The sequence below is a fragment of the Kitasatospora sp. NPDC051914 genome, assembly GCF_040680995.1.
Taxonomy (GTDB): domain Bacteria; phylum Actinomycetota; class Actinomycetes; order Streptomycetales; family Streptomycetaceae; genus Kitasatospora.
Genome location: NZ_JBFAXX010000100.1, coordinates 1 through 18,261, shown reverse-complemented (window position 1 = coordinate 18,261; position 18,261 = coordinate 1). Strand labels below are relative to the sequence as shown.

At 66.3% G+C, this 18,261-nt stretch carries 24 protein-coding genes; 8 read left to right on the top strand and 16 right to left on the bottom strand.

Annotated features, from left to right (window positions below; translation table 11 throughout):
- The first annotated feature begins 355 nt into the window (after nucleotides 1–355).
- Nucleotides 356–961, top strand: a complete 606-nt coding sequence (locus AB0M03_RS37115; protein WP_363500357.1) for a hypothetical protein — start codon at nucleotides 356–358, stop codon at nucleotides 959–961.
- A 28-nt stretch (nucleotides 962–989) separates the two neighbouring features.
- Nucleotides 990–3,311 carry an NACHT domain-containing protein gene (locus AB0M03_RS37110; protein WP_363500354.1) on the top strand — a complete coding sequence of 774 codons (2,322 nt, stop codon included), beginning with the start codon at nucleotides 990–992 and terminating at the stop codon, nucleotides 3,309–3,311.
- 208 nt (nucleotides 3,312–3,519) lie between these two features.
- Here AB0M03_RS37110 and AB0M03_RS37105 read toward each other — a convergent pair whose 3' ends face one another.
- From AB0M03_RS37105 to AB0M03_RS37040, 14 genes are all read right to left on the bottom strand, one after another.
- On the bottom strand, nucleotides 3,520–4,758 hold the full coding sequence (locus AB0M03_RS37105; RefSeq protein ID WP_363500351.1) for a site-specific integrase: 1,239 nt from the start codon (nucleotides 4,756–4,758) through the stop codon (nucleotides 3,520–3,522).
- Nucleotides 4,758–5,054: a helix-turn-helix domain-containing protein gene (locus AB0M03_RS37100; RefSeq protein WP_363500348.1), complete on the bottom strand. Its 297-nt coding sequence runs from the start codon at nucleotides 5,052–5,054 to the stop codon at nucleotides 4,758–4,760. The genes AB0M03_RS37105 and AB0M03_RS37100 overlap by 1 nt, the downstream gene beginning before the upstream one ends.
- Complete coding sequence (locus tag AB0M03_RS37095; protein WP_363500360.1) at nucleotides 5,047–6,327, bottom strand: replication initiator; 1,281 nt, start codon at nucleotides 6,325–6,327, stop codon at nucleotides 5,047–5,049. Before AB0M03_RS37095 ends, AB0M03_RS37100 begins: the two co-directional genes overlap by 8 nt.
- 120 nt (nucleotides 6,328–6,447) lie before the next feature.
- Nucleotides 6,448–6,621, bottom strand: a complete 174-nt coding sequence (locus tag AB0M03_RS37090) for a hypothetical protein (protein WP_363500345.1) — start codon at nucleotides 6,619–6,621, stop codon at nucleotides 6,448–6,450.
- Between the two features lie 3 nt (nucleotides 6,622–6,624).
- Nucleotides 6,625–6,807, bottom strand: coding sequence for a hypothetical protein (locus AB0M03_RS37085; RefSeq protein ID WP_363500342.1), 183 nt, complete (start codon nucleotides 6,805–6,807; stop codon nucleotides 6,625–6,627).
- Nucleotides 6,808–6,906: 99 nt separating this feature from the next.
- Nucleotides 6,907–7,446 (bottom strand): GGDEF domain-containing protein, encoded by a 540-nt coding sequence (locus tag AB0M03_RS37080; RefSeq protein ID WP_363500339.1) that lies wholly within the window; start codon nucleotides 7,444–7,446, stop codon nucleotides 6,907–6,909.
- 79 nt (nucleotides 7,447–7,525) lie between these two features.
- Entirely contained in the window at nucleotides 7,526–8,056 is a 531-nt protein-coding gene (locus tag AB0M03_RS37075) for a hypothetical protein (RefSeq protein WP_363500336.1), read from the bottom strand.
- 12 nt (nucleotides 8,057–8,068) lie between these two features.
- A complete protein-coding gene (locus AB0M03_RS37070; RefSeq protein WP_363500333.1) occupies nucleotides 8,069–8,263 on the bottom strand; it encodes a hypothetical protein in 195 nt (64 codons plus the stop codon).
- An 11-nt stretch (nucleotides 8,264–8,274) separates the two neighbouring features.
- Entirely contained in the window at nucleotides 8,275–8,967 is a 693-nt protein-coding gene (locus tag AB0M03_RS37065; protein WP_363500330.1) for a DUF2637 domain-containing protein, read from the bottom strand.
- 75 nt (nucleotides 8,968–9,042) lie between these two features.
- Nucleotides 9,043–9,219, bottom strand: coding sequence for a hypothetical protein (locus AB0M03_RS37060; RefSeq protein WP_363500327.1), 177 nt, complete (start codon nucleotides 9,217–9,219; stop codon nucleotides 9,043–9,045).
- Nucleotides 9,216–9,401, bottom strand: a complete 186-nt coding sequence (locus AB0M03_RS37055; protein WP_363500324.1) for a hypothetical protein — start codon at nucleotides 9,399–9,401, stop codon at nucleotides 9,216–9,218. The genes AB0M03_RS37060 and AB0M03_RS37055 overlap by 4 nt, the downstream gene beginning before the upstream one ends.
- A 5-nt stretch (nucleotides 9,402–9,406) precedes the next feature.
- On the bottom strand, nucleotides 9,407–9,613 hold the full coding sequence (locus AB0M03_RS37050) for a hypothetical protein (RefSeq protein WP_363500321.1): 207 nt from the start codon (nucleotides 9,611–9,613) through the stop codon (nucleotides 9,407–9,409).
- Between the two features lie 83 nt (nucleotides 9,614–9,696).
- Nucleotides 9,697–11,091: an FtsK/SpoIIIE domain-containing protein gene (locus AB0M03_RS37045; protein ID WP_363500318.1), complete on the bottom strand. Its 1,395-nt coding sequence runs from the start codon at nucleotides 11,089–11,091 to the stop codon at nucleotides 9,697–9,699.
- Nucleotides 11,092–11,096: 5 nt separating this feature from the next.
- Complete coding sequence (locus tag AB0M03_RS37040; protein ID WP_363500315.1) at nucleotides 11,097–11,450, bottom strand: hypothetical protein; 354 nt, start codon at nucleotides 11,448–11,450, stop codon at nucleotides 11,097–11,099.
- A gap of 205 nt (nucleotides 11,451–11,655) precedes the next feature.
- Between AB0M03_RS37040 and AB0M03_RS37035 the strand changes: the two genes are divergently transcribed.
- Entirely contained in the window at nucleotides 11,656–12,450 is a 795-nt protein-coding gene (locus AB0M03_RS37035) for a GntR family transcriptional regulator (protein WP_363500313.1), read from the top strand.
- 2 nt (nucleotides 12,451–12,452) lie between these two features.
- Nucleotides 12,453–13,211 carry a glycosyltransferase family A protein gene (locus AB0M03_RS37030; protein ID WP_363500310.1) on the top strand — a complete coding sequence of 253 codons (759 nt, stop codon included), beginning with the start codon at nucleotides 12,453–12,455 and terminating at the stop codon, nucleotides 13,209–13,211.
- 57 nt (nucleotides 13,212–13,268) lie between these two features.
- On the opposite strand, the gene AB0M03_RS37025 is transcribed toward AB0M03_RS37030, so the two are convergent.
- Entirely contained in the window at nucleotides 13,269–13,832 is a 564-nt protein-coding gene (locus AB0M03_RS37025) for a hypothetical protein (protein WP_363500307.1), read from the bottom strand.
- A 1,834-nt stretch (nucleotides 13,833–15,666) separates the two neighbouring features.
- Here AB0M03_RS37025 and AB0M03_RS37020 point away from each other — a divergent pair.
- Complete coding sequence (locus AB0M03_RS37020; RefSeq protein ID WP_363500305.1) at nucleotides 15,667–16,122, top strand: hypothetical protein; 456 nt, start codon at nucleotides 15,667–15,669, stop codon at nucleotides 16,120–16,122.
- A 479-nt stretch (nucleotides 16,123–16,601) separates the two neighbouring features.
- Here the strand turns inward: AB0M03_RS37020 and AB0M03_RS37015 are convergent, their stop codons facing one another.
- Nucleotides 16,602–16,727 (bottom strand): hypothetical protein, encoded by a 126-nt coding sequence (locus tag AB0M03_RS37015; protein WP_363500302.1) that lies wholly within the window; start codon nucleotides 16,725–16,727, stop codon nucleotides 16,602–16,604.
- Between the two features lie 215 nt (nucleotides 16,728–16,942).
- Between AB0M03_RS37015 and AB0M03_RS37010 the strand changes: the two genes are divergently transcribed.
- From AB0M03_RS37010 to AB0M03_RS37000, 3 genes are read left to right on the top strand one after another with little or no spacing between them, the layout of a single operon-like run.
- Complete coding sequence (locus AB0M03_RS37010; RefSeq protein WP_363500299.1) at nucleotides 16,943–17,458, top strand: Pycsar system effector family protein; 516 nt, start codon at nucleotides 16,943–16,945, stop codon at nucleotides 17,456–17,458.
- 42 nt (nucleotides 17,459–17,500) lie between these two features.
- On the top strand, nucleotides 17,501–17,998 hold the full coding sequence (locus tag AB0M03_RS37005) for a Crp/Fnr family transcriptional regulator (RefSeq protein WP_363500296.1): 498 nt from the start codon (nucleotides 17,501–17,503) through the stop codon (nucleotides 17,996–17,998).
- Nucleotides 17,995–18,153 (top strand): helix-turn-helix domain-containing protein, encoded by a 159-nt coding sequence (locus tag AB0M03_RS37000; protein ID WP_363500293.1) that lies wholly within the window; start codon nucleotides 17,995–17,997, stop codon nucleotides 18,151–18,153. Before AB0M03_RS37005 ends, AB0M03_RS37000 begins: the two co-directional genes overlap by 4 nt.
- Nucleotides 18,154–18,261 lie beyond the last annotated feature (108 nt).

Here is an 18,261-nt window from a genome sequence, read left to right as displayed (position 1 = left end):
GGCTCCAGCCGCTCCCACTGGCTGTTCGTCAGATCACCACGTCCCACAGACCGTGATCATCTACGACCTTGATCCACTTTCGCAACAGGCCCTAGTTCGAGGCGGTGCAACTGCCCGTACCCCAGCCGCTTCACGACCTCGGCTAGCGGATGGAATCTCGCAGAATCCGGTTTCGATCCGGCTGCCTCGTGCCCCGTGAAGGACCTCGCCCATCGGGTCGGAGCTGACACGTCACACTAAGGGTGACCATCAACCGTCTATGGGTAGGCCTGCCATCACTGGCAAGACGACATGCCCTGAGAAAGACCGCCGAACTCCCTACGAGCCCAGCCATGCTGCTCTATGATGTGCCGTCATGCAGATGGCTGACGCAAGCCGAGAGCGAACAGGGCTCAATGTTGCTCTTATTGACTTCAATAACTTGTCACCCCAGGCGAACTCACAGCCGACTGTCCTGGATACACTCGAACTTATTTCGATTCTAGTCAGGGGGCACTTCAGTCCAGGGAAGTTGACGCGGCCGCGTGATGCAATCGAAGTGGAATGCCGAATCTACGACGGCTGGGTAGATCGTGCTGGGGGGTATATGGAGAAATACAGACTAGCCAACTCCCAGCTTGGCGCCTTGCAATCACTTGAGGATGGTGTACGGATCCTTCCTAGGCTAGTAACGAGCCTTGCCTGCCATCCAGGCGCCAAACTGACCGGGACATACAAAAATGGTGGGCAGAAGATGGTTGATCAGATGCTCGCCCAGGATGCCCACTTCTATTCAGAGCAAGATGAATACGACCAAATTCTGATCATTGCCAATGACGACGACTACGTTCCAGCCGTACTGGCAGCATCGACGCGATGGGGAAAGCCGATTTCTTGGATTCGGAAGCGGGGTAGTACTCCCCATGACCTGCATTTTAATCTGCTTAACGTTGAGCTTCTGAGTAGTTCGTCATGGGCCTGAACGGTAACTCTGTAATGTGGGAGGCAAAATGAGTGGCCAGGTCAGCAAGGTCGGCGAGCAGGTCGAAATCCTCCGGGCACAACTCCAGAAGGATCTCGCAGGATTTGCTGACCCTGGCATGCCGGTCGGGACAAAGGATCTCGACGATGGATGGATTCAGGCGAGTTGGGTCATCAGAGGTGAGCGAAAGAGCGCGGATTTCAATCTTGGGGGAGCGGCTGACCTTCGCGACGCACCGGTTCGAGTCGGCGGCAGTGCAGATCTTTCCTATGCGTCATTTCTTGCCGGCGCCGGAATGGCGAACCTGAGGGGGCTCGCGACCAATATTGCAAACCTCATCAGGGAAGACAGCAGCTACGTTGCTCCTTATGCCTTCCTGGACAATAGCCTTGACGGGCCCTCGACAGAGACAATCGCAAGCACATTGCTCCGCGATATTTCCAAAGATGGCGATGGGCGCACCAACGTCGTCTTTCTTACGGCGCAAGCAGGCGTTGGCAAAACCAGCCTGTTGCAGCACGTAGTCCGCACGGTGGCCGCCGACTACAGATCGGGACAGGCGGATGTGCTGTGGCTTTATGTTGATGCGCAAGGCCGTCGCCTCGCTAAACTCGACGATGCAATTTCAGGAGAGCTGGGAAAGCTGCGCGCCCAGTTCTCGTTTGATGCTGTTGCCTCGCTTGTGCGTGTCGGTTGCCTGATCCTTGTTGTCGATGGGTTTGACGAGCTTCTAGGGATCCAAGGTAGCTATGACGAGTCATTCAGCTCCTTGGCTAGTTTCCTTGATGAGCTAGAATCCTCGGGGTGTGTAGTTGCCGCGGCTCGCAGTGCCTACTATGAGCAGGAATTCATCGGCAGGGTAAATTCTGTCATTGGCTTTCGTACTGATGGCTGGGTGCTTAACCGCGTCCGATTGCAGTCGTGGAACCCCGATCAGATGGAGCTGTATGTCGAGAGGAGAGCAGCGGAGTACGGAAAGACTGCGCAGCAGGCTCTCGATGCTCAAGATAAGGTTTCCAAGGCCTTCTCAAGTGACACTGTTAGCCATCTTCGCGGCATGCCATTTTTCGTCTCCCGCGTTGCAGACTTGACCCTCCAGGGCTCTGCATTTGCGTCCGGTGCTGATCTGCTTGAGCAACTCGTCAATAGCTATGTAAAGCGCGAGGCTGAGGAGAAACTTAGGGACAGCCCTGGCCGCAGCTACCTGACGGATGGCCAGCTCAAGGAAGTCTTCTCGGAAATTGCAGAGGAGATGTGGCGTCAGGATACTCGGGAACTATCCCGAACTTCGCTTAGGGAAGTACTTGAGGTATGGCTTGACGTTGCAGGGCTTCCCTCAGAATCGCAGCTGGCCATCGTGGACCGTGGTCCATACTCGGCTCTACTCCAGGCCGCCGGCAGTGGAGCAGTAAAGTTCGAGCATGACGTCTATTACTCGTATTTCTTGGCGGGCCCGATCGTTGATCTTACGCGAAAGGGGGACCCGGTTCCTGTGCGCCAGGCGCTGCGTCGCAGCAGCCTTCCCGTCGAAGCTGCAAATATGGCAGGGAGCAGACTTCTGGCGAATTCTAGAACTCACTTGAGCGTGCTGATGTCTGCATGTGAACGCCAAGATGCAAGTACAGAGCAGATCAGGCAGAACGCTGGCACTGTAGCAGCAGGGATCATGCGCGCGAGCGATGTCGCCTTCGACGATCTGAAGATTCGACTATTGAGGTTCGTTGACTGCGACTTGAGCGGGATCAAGCTTCATAATTCCGAGCTTCGCGACTGCACATTCACGGGTAGTGACCTGAGGGGCTTCCATTTCATCAACTGCACTGGGGAACGCCTCGCTTTCGAGCGCGTCGAGGTTGACTCGTCCACCACTCGCTTGGATATCGCAGGGGTTTCTGTCAGTGACTTTCGAGCGCTGCGTCTCGCTCGCGACGACGCGAGCAATTTTACGGAATACGATCCCCGTCGAGTCTCGGAGATCCTAGCGGAATGTGACCTTCCCGGCGCTCAGGAAGAAATTCCTCTTCGCTCGGTCGATGCCGAAATTATTAGCCTCCTCGACAATCTGAGCTGGCTGTTCTCGAAGACAAACTTCTTCACGGAGCAGGACACGACATCGGACGTTGTTAGGGTCGTGCAGGACTCGAACTGGAAGGGCATCAGGAACGCCATGATCGATTTTGGCATCTTGACGCACAGTAAGAGAAATGCATCTGGTCACCAAAAGCGATTCCTGAGGGTTCATATTGCCCCTAGCGAACTAATGGCCGGCCGGGACAGCCAGGCATCGGTAGCCCCATCTGTGCGTGCACTCTGGGAGTACTTGGAAGAGTCATTCCCAGGGGAGGGCTAGGGCTTTCCGGGTGGTGCATTCCGGGAAGCTGGCTTGTCGCCTTCCGGCGTGCTTGCAGGGAAATGGCACATCCTGGACACCGCGGGCTCCTTGTGCCTGAGTCAGGGTGTCGTGGGTTCCAATCCCTTTGTCCCGTTAGAGATGGCGGAGCCCCGCTGGCTGGACGAAGGTCCAGGCCAGTGGGGCTTTTGCCGGTTCTGCGGCTGGTTCAGCGAACGAGCCGTAGGTGGCGCCCCGGGGACTCCGGCGGGACGACTTCGGGACCAAAGGCTCTGCGCGGACCGCTCAGGTGCGCGCTCAGCGCCTCGCCGGCCCGCTCGATGGCACTCCGGTCGGTGTGCAGGTAGCGCTGAGTCGTCGTCAGCGAACCGTGGCCGGCGATCTTTCGCAGGACGTGTAGTGGCACGCCTGCATCGGCCATCCATGTCAGCCCGGTGTGGCGGAGGTCGTGGCGGCGCAGGTGCTCATACCCCAACTCCACCACCACCTCATCCCAGTGGGTGGCGTCCCGCAGAACGGCAGTGGTGATCCGACCGTCCCGGGGCCCGCTGAAGAGCCGAGCCATCGGGTCGGGACCGATCACGTCGAGCCGTCGGTCGACCAGTTCCCGGATTTCCGGGATCAGCGGCACCGTCCGACGGCGCTTCCCCTTGGTGCCCTTGTCCACCAGCCCGCCGGGCGCGGTGGTGGTCTGCCGGCACAGGTCCCAGGTCCACCCAGCACGGTCGATGTCCTTGCGCCGGACGCCGGAGACCTCGCCGATCCGGGCAGCTGTGCACGCGGCGAAGCGCACCACGTCGCCCCAGCCGTCGTATTGGCCGTGCGAGCGCAGCACGAGGGCAGTCGCCAGATCGTCCAGCGCGTGCCAGTCCGGCAAGGCGAGTGCACGCGGATCGTCCAGCTCGTCCTCCGCCTGCTGGTACTCGCGCTGCCAACCGCTGATCTTGGCAGGGTTGGTGCCGATGACGCCGTCGCGGACCGCCTGCTCCATGACCCGGACCAGCATGGCGAGGGTGTTCTTCACCGTCGAGCGGCCGTGCTCGTCGGCGATCCAGCCGTAGACGGCGCGGTCGATCACGCCGTTCGTGATGGTCCGCAGGGGCAGGTGGCCGAGCGTGGGGGCGATGCGCAGCCGCCAGCCGGCGCGGTAGGGGTCCAGCGTCTTGGACTCCAGGCCGCGCAGGGCGAGCTCCATCACCGAGTCCCCGTACTCGGCCAGCGGCATGGTCGCCGTGGCGGGGGTGACCCCGCGGCTGGCCAACCGCTGCATTCCCGCAATCCATTCCTCCGCGGCGTCCTCGGTCGTGAACGTCTCGGAGCGGGACGGCCGGCGGCCGGTGGTCGGGTCGGACCACCGGACGCGGGCGCGGTATGGGCTCGGGTACTGCGGCCGGTACTCGATGTCGGTCGAGAGCCTCACCCCGATCGGGGGGTTCTGCTGGGGCATCAGGCACCCTTTCCGGGGACGACGCGGCGCGACTCCAGCCATGCCTGCACGTCCGGGATGCTGTACACGGTGACGCGAGAGGAGAGTTGCACGAAGGGAGGCCCCTGCAGGGGAGTTGACGTGCGCCAACGCCGGATCGTCGACGGATCGACCCCGATGACCGCAGCCACGTCCTCGGTGGAGAGCCACCCTCCGTTCAGGATGTCGGAGGCACCGTTCTTCGAGGATGATCCTGAGCGGCTGACAGATTCGAGGAGCTCGGCTACCTGCGCAACTGACAGCAGAGTCTCAGACATTGGTGGGTTCTCCTTCCGTTCCGGGGGCGGGTTGCAGTGCTTGGGCGAGCCAGGCTTCGCCGCGGGTGAGGCCGGTGCCGGCGAAGGCCCAGTGGGAGAGGACGAGGGTGGTCTCCTCGGTGTCCGGGGTGTTGGGGCCGTGGAGGTGTTCGAGGGCTTGGGCGCGGCGCCAGGCGGCGCGGGCGTTGCGGAGTGCGCCGAGGGTGGTGGAGTAGCGGCGGGTTTTGGTGGAGAAGTGGCCGCGGAAGCCGAGCATGTGGGCCCAGGCGCGGAGGCGGAGGTCGGCGAGTTCGGGGCGGTTGCCGAGCATCCAGCAGGTGCGGATGAGGCGGCGGGCGTGGTCGGGGATGTCGAGGTGGGTGATCTCGGCGATCAGGCGGACGGGGCGGTCGAGGGTGCCGGTGGCGGTCTCGGCGCCTTTGGTGGCGTATTTGGCGATGTAGGCGGCGACGGCGCGTTCGGTGATCTGGACGGGGCCGGTGAAGTCGGCGCTGCGGATGGTGCGGATGTCGAGCTGGGTGCCGAAGGCGAAGCGGTGCTCGCGGCCGTCGAGGAGCGGGCCGGGGATGTCGGTGCGGCGGGCGGCGGCCCGGATCGCATCGGTCAGCAGCTCGGGAGTGGCCCAGTCCGGGGGTGGGGTGTCGCCGCCGTCGGGGCCGTCGAGGCGGATCACGGCGTGGAAGTGGATCGCGCCGCGCTTTTGGTACTCGGCGACCTTCCCGAAGGAGATCCGGGCGAACTGGCGGAACTTCCGTTGGGTGAGTCCGGCGCGCTTGGCGATCTCGCGGCGCAGGTGGATGGAGAAGCGGGCCCAGAGTTTGCCGGCGTGGGCGTTCCACAGCACCGCGGCTTGGTAGTCGTAGCGGTCGGGGTCGAGGGGTGAACCGAGGGCCGGGTCGCCCGCCGGGTGCTCGGTGCCGCAGCGGCAGCGGCCGGCGGTGGGCCGGTTGTGGACGGGGCCGAAGCTGGGGGCGGTGAAGGTGGCGAACACCCGCGGATGCGCGGCCACCGTTTCCGGGGTGCCCTTGCCGCCGGTCAGTCCGGCGGTGATCAGGTGGTAGGTGTCGCGGCGGTAGGTCTCGGCGCAGGACGCGCACCGGGTGGTGCGTCGGTTGCCGCAGCGCAGCAGCAGGCTCCCGGCGGGCAGCGACGAGGATTCCAGGTGGTGCAGGACCTGCCCGGTCGTCCCGTTGATCTCGGTGCGCCAGCCGGTGAGGCGGATCGGGGTGGTGCAGCCGGCGAGGCCGGAGAGCTGGCGCATCAGGGCAGGCATGGTGCCGAGTCGGGCGAGGTCGAGGAGATCGGCGACCGGGGGTAAGGCGGTGGTGGTCAAGGTTCACTTCCGGTGAGGGCCGGGCCCCGGAGCCGGTGGGTGGCTTCGGGGCCCGGCGGGTCAGGACGGGTCGGGAGCGGGGGTGGTGTGCTGGTCGGTCCAGGTCTCGGCGCAGACCTTGTGGACGGGCTTGCCGCGGTCGGAGCGCAGGTTGGTCGGCCGCTCGCAGACACCGCAGGGGGCGGGCTTGCTGTCCCAGTGGCGGGAGTCGCGCCAGTCGAGGAGCGCACCCACAGCTCAGCCCTGGGCGGCGGCCAGGCGGCGAGCGGGAAGGTGGCCGGTGCCGTGGCAGGTGCGGCAGTCGGCGGTGATCGTCACGCGGGTGCCGTCCAGGTGGCGGGTGCCGGTGGCGATGGCGGCGCGGGCGAAACCGTCGCAGTCGGGGCAGATTCGGGCCTGAGCATGGCTGTGCTGGGGCATGATGAAGGTCTCCTTCGTGAGCTTTGGTTCGTGGAGGGGTTGCGGTCCCCGGGGCGGCGGGATGCTTGCCGGCTTTGGCCACCCTGGGGGCCGGTCTTGCTAGCGGCGGCGGGAGGTTCGGCCGCCGGGCTTGTGGGTGTACATGTCGCGGTCGGCCGCGGAGAGCGCCTCGGTCAGGAGCAAGGCAGCGGGGCGGGAGGCCCCGACGGACGCACTAACGTCGAGGACCAGGCCGCCGAGGTCGACCGGCTGGCGAAGTACGGCGTGCAGGTCCGCAATGCGGTCGGCGGAGTCGAGGGCGACGGCAGCGAACTCGTCCCCGCCGAGACGAGCCGCGATCCCAGAGGAGCCGCACCAGGCAGTGAGCCGGGCGGCAGCAGCGGTGAGGACGGCGTCCCCAGCGGCGTGACCGTGGGTGTCATTGACCTTCTTGAAGTCGTCGAGGTCGACCAGCAGCACGGTCACTCGGTCCGGGTGGGTGCGGATGAGGCGTTCGGCGCGGGCGGTGAAGCCGTCCCGGGTGAGCAGACCGGTGAGCGGGTCGCGACGGGCGGTGGCCAGGCGGCGGGCGAGCCAGGTGCCGTGGGTGGTCCAGCCGAGCAGCGGGACGGCGGCGGCAAGGATCGGGGCGAGGTCCATGGTGCGAGTCCTTCCGGAGCGGGTTGCGGGCCCCGGGGTGGCGGGATGCTTGCCGGCTTCGGCCACCCCAGGGGCTCGGTCAGATGCCGAGGGACAGTGCGCGGGCGGACGCCCGGTCGAGCAGGTGGTGCACGTCGGCCTGGCGGGTGCCGGGCGTGTCGTTGAAGCGGTCCGGGGAGGCGTGCGGCCGTCCGGTGGCGTGCAGGACTTCCATCACCTGGACCCGGCCGCGGAGGACAGTCGTGGGGGTGCCGTAGCCGTGGGCGAGGACGGCGGCTTGGGCGCCGAGGAGGCAGACCCGGCCGGCGGAGTCCCACAGGCGGCCCTGCGTCCAGCCGAAGGCGGTCATGTAGCGGGAGGCGAGTTGCAGGTGGTCGGCCACGGTCACCGGCACCGGGCGGGCCGGGCGGCGGGCGAGCCGGTTGAGGAGCGTCGGGGCCGGGGCCGGGTATCCGGCGTTCCAGAGCTGCTGGGCGGAGCCGAGCGGGCAGACGTACGGCACGACCGGCCGGGCGGGGAGGGTGGCGAGGTAGGTCTCGATTTCGGCGACGAGGGCGACACCCTCCGGGGTGAGGGCGAGCGGCACGGGGAGCAGAAGTGCAGTTCCCACGGTTACCAACCCCTACTTGGTGGTGGTGTTGACGACGTCGACGCCGGTCTTGGTGGTGGAGTCGATCAGCGGGCCGAAGGACGAGCCGGCGAGGTAGAAGCCGAGGAGCACCAGGGGGAGCACGGCCCACCAGCGCAGGTGAAGGTGACGCACGGTCAGGTAGGCGGCGATCGCGAGGACGAGGAGCAGGGGGAGGGTCACGGACATGTGCGTTCCTCTCAGGTCAGCTCGGCGGCGAGCGCCGAGGCGAGCGGGTCTTTGATGCCGAGGCGGGCGCGCAGGGTCGCGGCGTCGATCGGGGAGCCGGTCCGGGCGCGGTGGTCGTCGGCGACCTTGCGGGCGTGGGCGAGGAGGAAAGAGGGCACCGCAGGGGCCGGGGGCTGCTCCGACGCTGGAGACTCGGCGGGTGCAGCGGTGAGGGCAGGTACAGGGTCCGGCTCGGCGGCAGGCACGGGGACCGGCTCAGGAACGGGTACAGGCTCCGCGAGGTACAGCGGGCCGAGGTTTTCGTCCGGCTCGGGCTCGACGGTTTCGGGCTCTGGGGCCGGGGCGGACCGGGTGTGGACGAGCAGGGTGCCACCGAGGAAGGCCGCGGCGGGCCAGCCGGCGACCAGGACTCGGAGCCAGGCCGGGGCGTGGCCGAGGTCGAGGAGGCCGGCTGTCCCGATGTTGGCGCCGAGTGAGGCGACCAGGGCGACGACGAACCAGCACCAGGCCAGTCCGGTGGAGCCGCCCGACCGCAGCCGGCGCCAGGCGGCAACGAGCAGGAGATCGACGGAGACCGGGTAAGCCCAGGCCTTCCAGCCGGTCTGACCGGAGGCTTCGGCCAGGTCGTGCAGGTGGGCGAAGGACAGCGCGGCAGCGATGACAGCTTGGACCAGGACGGCATCCACGGCGGGCAGTCGGCGCATGTCGGGTCACCTCCAGTTGGTTCGGGCCGGGCCGGACGGTTGTCGATGGCCGCCCGGCCCCGGCGGTGCAGGTGGCTACTCGGCAGGGAGCTGGCGGGGGCAGTCCGGACGGCTTGCGGTGATGTAGAGCCGCAGGTGACCGGGCTCGCGGGCCGCGTAGGTTCGCACCTCGTGGACGGACCAGGTACGGCAGAGGTCGCGGACGACGAACGGTTCGTCATCGGTGCGGCAGATGATCCGGATCTGGATCACGTGGTTGCCTCCGGTGCGATCCCGGTGCCCCAGCAGGCCGCGCAGGTGCTCTCCTGCTTGCCGACCGTGCGGCGACGCTGGCCCTTGCCGACGACCACGGACTCCGTGATCTGACCGGTGCCGTGGCACGGCCCGCAGGGCGAGAGAGAGGCGGGCGGGGCGGTCCGCTTGCGGGTGGCCACGGGGGTCACCGGCGGTTGTGGCGGTCGGCGGCGGCCCGGGCCTCGCGGGCGACCTCGGCGGCGTCGCGGTCACCCGGGTTGGCGTCGGCGATGCGCTGGAGGAGATCGGCCTTCTCGGCGAGCAGAGGGCCGGGGTCGGCCTTGCTCTCGGCGGTGGCGCGCAGAGCACCGAGGAAGGCGCCGATCTCGGAGATGGACGGCTTGCGGGACATGGATGTTGGTTCCTCTCGGTTCGGGCATGGCAGGGGTAGGGACTTGGCGCGAGGCGGTCGTGCCGGCCGGTGAGGTGGTGCTGCTACTCGGTGGCCGGAGCGGGCACGAGCTGCGACGGGATCGTCGGCTTCGGCGGGATGACAGCCGGGGCGGGGGCGGCGTGAGGCCGGAAGGCCGCGAGGTTCTGCAGATCGGGCGTCATGTGCGCGAAGGCGGCGCAGTGCTCGGCGACTTCGGAGAGCGAGCGGTACGGGGTGCGGATTTCGGACCAGCGGCCGGAGGTGTCGCCGACGATGGCCATGCCGGGCATGTCCGGGCTGATCTTCGTAGTGGCGACCACGGCGAGGTCGGAGATGTCGCCGAGGCCCATCTTCGCGCTTTCCAGGTCGTTGACCCGGTGCACGGTGCGGCCGGTCAGCTGGGATCGCAGCAGGGTCGCACCCTTGCCGAGGTCGGAGCCGAAGCGCTGGCCGGAGACCTCCAAGTAGATGCCGGCGGCCCGGGAAAGCTGGGCAAGGCGGATCAGCGCCGTGACGAGCCTGTTCCGGCGCTCCTCGTCGGCCTTGCCGGCGACCAGGAACAGTTCCGCGATCTCGTCCACGAAGACGACGATCGGCACCGGCCGGACCTTCTCCGGCAGTCCCCAGATGTCGGCCGTGACATCCTCGGCCAAGACAGAGCCGGGGATGCCCTGGTGGGAGCGGATGAGGTCGTACCGCTCGTCCATCTCCACCAGCAGCGCGATCAGCAGCCCGAGAGCTTCGTCCGGGTCGGTGGCCAGTGCGGACAGCCGCGGGGCGAACGGTCGTTGCTCGACACCGCGCTTGCAGTCGATTCCGACCAGGGCGACCGGTTGCGGGGCGAGCCCGTGCACCAGGTTCCGGACCAGCATGGACTTACCGGATTGGTTCGCGCCGAGGATCAGTCCGTGCGGCACCTCCCGGTAATCCCTGAGGTAAGGAGTCCCGTCCGAGCGGAGTGCGACCGGTACCCGGAGGGAGCCTGGCGACCGGGCGACCCGCGGCATCCGGACGTTGCGGAGCACGTCGAAGCCGGTGATCCGCAGCTCCACCAGCCCCGGGCGCACTTCCGAGACGGTCAGGGCGTGAACGCCCCACGCGTGCCGGAGCCGTTCGGCGGCGTTGGTCACGTCGGCGGTCTCCTGGCCCCGGGCGAGGCGGAGCCGCAAGCGGAGGCCGGTGGCCGTGCAGCGGATGCCCCGGATCTTGGGGACTGCGGGCTTGGCCGGGCGGTTGGTGGCCTGAGTGACCATCGCCCGCCAGAACGAGGGCTCCACGGTCAGCCCGCAGGCCTCCATCACGGCGTCGTAGTCGCGGTGGATGCGGCCCACGGTGAGCGGCAGTCCGACCGCGACCCAGTACGCCCGCGGGTGTCGGTGCTTCGCGTAGAAGGCCCCACCGGTTAACGCGGCAGCGGGGGCGACCAGTTCGAGCAGCGTGGAGGTCAGCGCGGACATGGCCGTCAGCCCTGCGCGCCGGCGAGGGCCGGAGCGGTGATGACGACGGCCTCTGCGCGGTACGCGATGCCGAAGCGCTTCTGACCGTTGAACTCGTTCTCCCACGGTCGGGCGATCAGCTTGACCAGGGAGACGAGCGAGCCGGGGACGAGCCCCTCCGGGATGCCCGGCTGCGGCACGGTCAGGGACAGGATGTCCGCCTGTCCGTTCGCCACGAACGTCACGTCCAAGGTCAGCAGCGGGACGCCGGTTTCGGCGTCGAGCGCCATCTCGCCGGTCTGGCGGTTCTTCAGCTTCGGGCGCGGCTCCTGAGCCACCATCACCAGTGCGCCGGTCGTGTCGACGGGGATGAAGCGCATGCGTTCACTCCTCGGGCAGGCCGAAGGCGTTCGCCTCCGGATACGTGGGGCCGCGATTCCATGCGGCAGGACTTCTCAGGAGGAGAAGTCCTCAACTCCTATTGAGAAGTTGAGGACCATCATGCGGAGCATCCGGGCTGTCGTCAACACCTATTGAGGACTTAGGGTGTTCGATGAGACAGAGACCTGGACGGTGAGTCAGACAATGGCGGCCAAGTACGACCAAATCGCCTCGAAGATCCGCGCGATGATCCGCGACGGAGCGCCCGGGTACACCCCCGGGAGCCGGCTCGAAGGCGAGAACAAGCTCGCTGCCGACTACAAGGTCAGCGTCCCCACGTTCCGCCGAGCGATCGAGATGCTGAAGAACGAGGGGCTGATCGACACCGAGCACGGCCGAGGCACCTTCGTGCGGGCCCCGCGCCGGCCGGTCGAGCGCCGCAACGACCGCCACCAGTGGGAGAAGGACCGGGCACGCGCGTCCGAGGCCGAGCGGCTCAAGACCGGCGCCACCGAGAAGGACACCGGGCTCACCATCAATGACCTGGTCTTCCACGCCGAGTACGAGGAGATCGACGCTGGCGCGGACATTGCAGGAGTGTTCGGCGTTCCCGTGGGAACACGCGTCCTGCACCGCAACTACCAGACCCGCCACCACGACGAAGACACGCCGTTCAACGTCTCGGATTCCTACCTGCTGGTGGAGACCGTCGCAGGCAACCCCGATCTTCTCGACGCCGAGCAGGAGCCGTGGCCGGGAGGTACGCAGAACCAGCTCTGGACGGTGGGCATCGAGGTGGACCGAGTAGAGGAGACGTTCACCGCCCGACCGCCGACCGCCGAAGAGACGGAACGGCTCGGCATCCGGCCGGGTGTCGCTGTACTCGCCCTGCGGAAGGTACTGATCGACACCAGTGATCGTGTCGTCGAGTTCTCCGACGTCATTCTTCCTGGCGACCGGACCAAGATGATCTACACGACCCAACTGACCAGGTGGTGACCATGAGCAACCTCGTGACCGTCATAACGGCCGTCCACGGGCCGGCGGCCGGGTACCTCGCGGACGCCTACAAGTCCCTCTGCGAGCAGGAGATGCCTGTCGGATGGGACTGGGAATGGATCATCCAGGAGGACGGCGAGACCGAAGAAGTCCGTCCGTACGTGCCGGACGATGTCCGCATCAGCTTTGGCCAGGGGCGCCACGGCCGTGCAGGCATGGCCCGGACCCTCGGGCTCGCCCGGGCGAAGGGGGAGTTCGTCAAGGTCCTGGACGCCGACGACATGCTGACCCCAGGGTGCCTGGCTCGGGACATCGCGGCACTGACCGGCCAGTCCGGAGCCGCATGGACCACCTCCCGGGTGCTCGATCTCCTGCCGGACGGCTCGACGGTCGGCTTCGACCAGGACCCACCCGAGGGGACCATCGAGCGCGGCGAGGTACTGGCCCACTGGAAGGCCCACGACTACCGGGCCCAGGTGCACCCGGCGACGCTGTGCGTCCGGCGCGAACTGCTGCTCGCGGTCGGTGGCTGGATGGCTCTGCCGGCCTCGGAGGACACCGGGCTTCTGATGGCGCTCAACGCCGTCAGCCGGGGATGGTTCAGCGCCGAAACCGGGCTTCTCTACCGGAAGTGGCCCGGGCAGAGCACCAGCCACGCAGCCCATGTCCAGGAAGGCGAGCGGGCAGCCCGGATGGCTGTGATCGAGCAGCGTGCGCGAGTCCTGCTGTCGCTCGAAGGCTGGCAGTACGGCACTGCGTGATCAGCGCATGAAGACAGCCCCCGGAGCACCTTCCGCCGGGGGCTGTCTTGGTGTCGACTACGCGTCGGCCGAGCCAGCCCGAGCCTCGGGGAGGATCAGACCGCGGGCCGAATGAAGCTCACCCGCAAAGCCGCCGTTGACGCCGAGGTCGTCACGCGCGACCTGGTGAAAGGCATTGATCGCACGGAACGCTTCGGTGTGCAGACCACGCCACTCGGCGATGGTGCCCTCCACCAGCCCCCGGGCCTGCCAGTCGATGGCCAGAACGGCAGCGTTCAACGCATGGGCAGCCTCGATCACGCCCTCGTCGGCGAGCATCATCAGCCGTTCGAAGGCGAGTGCGCGCCGACCCTCGGCCTCGGTGAGGTCGAGCATCAGTTCCTGGTGAGTTCGCGGCATGGCCCGTATGTCCTGGCCCACCTCGAAGACCAGCACGGCACTGTAGATACAGGCCCGAACGCTGCCGACGTACTCGACGTAGGTGTCGAGCTTCCTCTCGTCCCACCGCACCCGGAGGCCGTCCCGGCGCTTGGACCGCTCCATCAGGTGGTTGGTCAAGTACGTCGTGAGCGCACCCAGTAGGACAGCGGCGATGGTCACCAGCTGCGCAGCGGTATCCATGATCCCCCGTGGTCATGATGCAGTGTCAGACAACCTGCCGATCATAGGGCGCCGAGACCAGGCCAGGCAGGGCACAGAAGGAGAGCATGAGGGCGCGTAAAAACCTTCTCTACGGGTTCAAGGCGCCTCGCTCCGCTCGGCGGGCGGGACGGGCGAAGCCCATGGGGAAGGCACATCACGGCGGGATCGGAGATCACCGGCGATGACTCCCGGCCTCCTGAACTACTAGACGTAGCCTCACAATGTTCGGGGTGCCGCGCCTGCGGCGCGGCGGCGCCGGCCGTCCTCCGGCGCGCGCCCCGCCTCCTGTCTTCGCCCCGGCTGGGGCTTCGCCGTCGTCGGCCGCGCCCACAAGGGGACGAAGAGCTAAGGCCGGGGCAGAGACGGACAGGTCCAAACTTCCACCCCCGCACGGGCAGAGGACGGCGCGGAAGGCAGAGCTCAGAACCAGGCCCGTCGGGGCTGGGGGCGGGCGGCTCCGCGGTTTTACCCACCTGCCCGGACTGGGACCCGCGTCGAGCAAGACCGGGGGGCCACTCGGCCAGATTGCGGGCAGGCGAGGAGCCTGCCCGAGATCGCGGGCAAGCTTACGGCCCCCCGATCATGCTCGACCCCAGACCGGACAGGACACCGGCCAAAACCGCTCCACCTTCCTCATCTGTCCAACTACCGGCATAGAACCTGGCGCGCTGTGCGGCTATCCGTATCTAGATCACGAAATGAGCGTTGACGCTCTCATGGCGGAATTGATCATTCCGATCATTTGGAGATCGGAAGGTTGTGATGCCCTGGAAGACAGTACGTCAGTTCTGTATCTAGACTGGCGCTCGTCCAAGCCGCCCGGAGCTTGGGGGGTGGTTCGGAGGTGGGGTTGAGCCCGAGCAAGCGGCACACGGACCCCAAGGTTCGCGACGTCATTGATCGCTTGACTGGTACTGGTCGGTGGGTGCTGCGGCAGTCGAAGGGTGGGCGGGCGCATCCGTTTGGCGCCTTGACATGCACTGAAGGTGACTGCTGGATCGCCGTCATGAGCACCCCAAAGGGGGATAGCCAGTACAAGATCCTCTGGCGCGAGGCGCGCAAGTGTACCCACGGCTGTGCGCCGTCTGAGCGAAACCCCTGAGGCCCCATGTACGCAGCTGCGTACACTGGGGTACAGTCGGGCTCTCGCTGCCATGTAAGGAGGCCAGGTCATGGGGGTGCCTGTGCGCTTCATGTTTGCGCTAGAGGTTGAGAATTTCGATATTCGCAACGATGCGGCTGTCGAGCGTTTCTGTGCCGATGTGGCTGAGGCCTACCCCTCTTCGCGTGATGGAAATGTGCAAATCACATACGTGATTGAGGCTGATGAGGACGAGCCATGTGATGCTGTTCTTGATGCCGCAAACCATCTTCGCCGGCTTCTACCTGAAGTCAGGGCCAAAAGAGTTTCCCTGGATCTGGTGGCCATTTCTGATATCGCGGACAGGGTTGGTCGTGCGAGGGCAACGATTCGGTCCTGGGTCAAGGGAACCAGGGGGCCGGGGGGATTCCCCAAAAGCCTTTCTGTCGTGGGTGGAGGCATTCAGGTTTGGCATTGGCCAGAGGTGAATGAATGGCTTCGCGTCAACCATCCAGGTCTGGCTGACGATGAGCGCGGACTGCCAATCGAGCAGATTGATCGGATCAATTCCTTGCTCGCATCAAGCGATAAGGTAAGGCCAGCTCTACTGAGTCCCAGTCCCGGAGTGGCTCCGACGGCAAGGTGGACTGTGTCTCGCCGTGCGTCTGTCCACGTTCGCCGAACATCAGGAATCTCCCTGCCGGATCACCCATACAAGTTGCGGACCGTGATATGACGGAATCCCACACCCGCTCAGAATATGCATCATTTGCTTCGCGGGTAAAGCTAGGTCAAGTATTGACCGAATCATGCAGTGCCCGTCGAGTCTCCGAGGGGACTTCAGCGTCAATTGACCTCGTTCTGGCGATTGGGATCGCTCCGGCAAAGGAGTCTGTCTTTTATCGGCTTGAAGCTAATGCGAGCTTGAAAGACAGTTCCGGTGAAGAAGTGGGAGTCGTTGAGGCGGCCGTCGTGACTCGCTATGACCTCACGGAAGTGCAAATTCCAACTGAGTCTGTGCTTCAAGAATTTGCCGACAGGGAGGCTGTGGCTGTTGCCTATCCCTATATTCGCGAGAACATTCAATCCCTTGCTGCCCGGGTCGGTTTTGCTGGTGCAGTAATCCCATATCTCGGGAGTTCGGACCTTCGAGATCTTCCTCATGGCGAGCCTGACCGGATTGATTAGGTTCTGTCTGGAGAAATCTTGGAGTCGGCACCTAATGGTTCCGGCGAAGGCCAGGCATGATCGTGGACGGCGGCGCACCTCAGTTCCGCATCAGACTTGCGGGACCAGAGCGGGACCACACGCTGTGCACGCACGAGAACGACGCCAGGTCAGCCGGACATTGTGACGTGCAGAGGTAGGGTCCTGGCCTGCGCAGACATCTTCCTGCGCGATCTGGGGGTCAAGGGGTCGCAGGTTCAAATCCTGTCGTCCCGACAGGAATGTCGGAGCCCCGCTGACTGGACGGAAGTCCAGGCCAGCGGGGCTTTTGCCGTTTCTATGGCCGGTTCAGCGAACGAGCCGCAGGTGACGGCCGGGGGAGTCCGGCGGGACCACTTCGGGACCAGGGGCCCTGCGTGGGCCACTCAGGTGCGCGCTCAGCGCCTCGCCGGCTCACTCGATCGCGCGCCGGTCGGGGTGCAGGTAGCACTGTGTCGTCGTCAGCGACCCGTCCCGGCAATCTTCCGCAGGACGCGCAGCGGAACCCCGGCGTCGGCCATCCACGTCAGCCTGGTGTGCCGGAGGTCGTGGCGGCGCAGGTACTCGTAGCCCAACTTCACCACCACCCCCGCCGGTCCCCTCGCAGCCCTCGGCATCCGCGTCGAGGCCAACGCCGCGGCCAGCGGCCCACCGGTTCAGAGGAGGCCGGCATCTGCCGCACCTTACGGCGTCCGGCTGTGACATGGCGAACAGCAATGGTGCCCGGTGCTGGGCTTTCGCTGGTACCCGCCTCCGGGAGAGTGGTCGCAACCGAATTGTCCGACCATCTCAGGGGGTTCCGATGCCGGAGACGAACAGTGGGACTGCCGACCCCTCGCCCGTTCCGGTGGAAGCGGTGCTCGGTGCCAGGTCGGCGGCAGTGCTCGTGGAACTCCAGCGTGCCGACGGGAAGGCTGCCGGGCTTTGCGCGCTGGCCGGCGGCGCGCTGGCCGCGGCGGTGGCGGCCGGCCCGGCCTGGTCCAGCGGACCGGTGCTGCTGACCGCGGCGGTGCTGTGCGGCTGTGTGCTCCTGCTCGCCGCTGTGGCAGCCGCGCTTGTCGCCATTCGGCCGGTGCTCCCGCAGGGTCGGTCGCTGACCGAGCTGGGGCCGATCCGATCCGGTCCGGTGGCGGCGACCGCCCTCACGGACCTGGCCGAACTGGATCGGGCGGCCCTGACCGAACTGGAGGCGCAGCGTCTGTGGCGGCTGGCCGGGCTCGCCGAGCGGAAGTTCCGGGCCGTCAGGATTTCGGTGGACCTGATCGCCGTGGCTGGCACGGTGACCGGAATCGGCCTGTTGATTTCCTGGATGAATTGAGAGCATCGTGCCGATGTTGTCCGAGGAAACTCAGGGGGGCGCATGTATCTTTGCCATGAATCTCTCATCGGCGATCGTCTTTGGTCGGAATTGCGCAATCTCGCACCGGAACGCAGCCGTCCCGCCAGATCCATGCTGCTCCGCCAGGGTGACCCTGGCACCCAGGTGATCCTGCTCAGTTCCGGATCCACCCTGGTCACCTTGGCGGGCGCCAACGGTGAGCGGACCTTGCTGGCCGTCCGCGGCGCCGGCGAACTGCTTGGCGAACTCGCAGTCCTGGACGCCCAGCCGCGCTCGGCTTCGGTAATCGCTGCCGAACCGTGCCGCGTCCACCTCATCCCCGCCCCCGAATTTCTCGCCTTCGTCCACAAACACGATCTGACAATTCCCTTGCTACGGCACGCCATTGCGCGCGTCCGGGAGGCTGAGGCGGTTCGGCTGGAAATGGCGACCGCGCCGGTGTCGGTGCGTCTGGCCGCCGCTCTGGGCCGACTGGCCAGGCGGCTTCCCGAAGCGGCGCCGAGACCGTGGTGCGGTTGACCCAGACCGAGCTGTCGCAGCTGATCGGTGCCTCCCGGAACGGTGTGGGCAGCGCAATCAGGCCGTGGCGGGAGCGGGGCTGGCTCGGCACTGAGGCAGGCGGCGGACTGGTCATCCGAAACATGCCGGCCATCCAGGCGGACACGCTCGCCTGAGTGATGTAGGCCACCGCCCCGACTGCCGAAAGGCCACCCACCCGGGACTTCCGCCGCCTCCGCGAGCGGACGAGCGTCGTGGACGGAAAGAGGGTGTGCGCCCGCGAG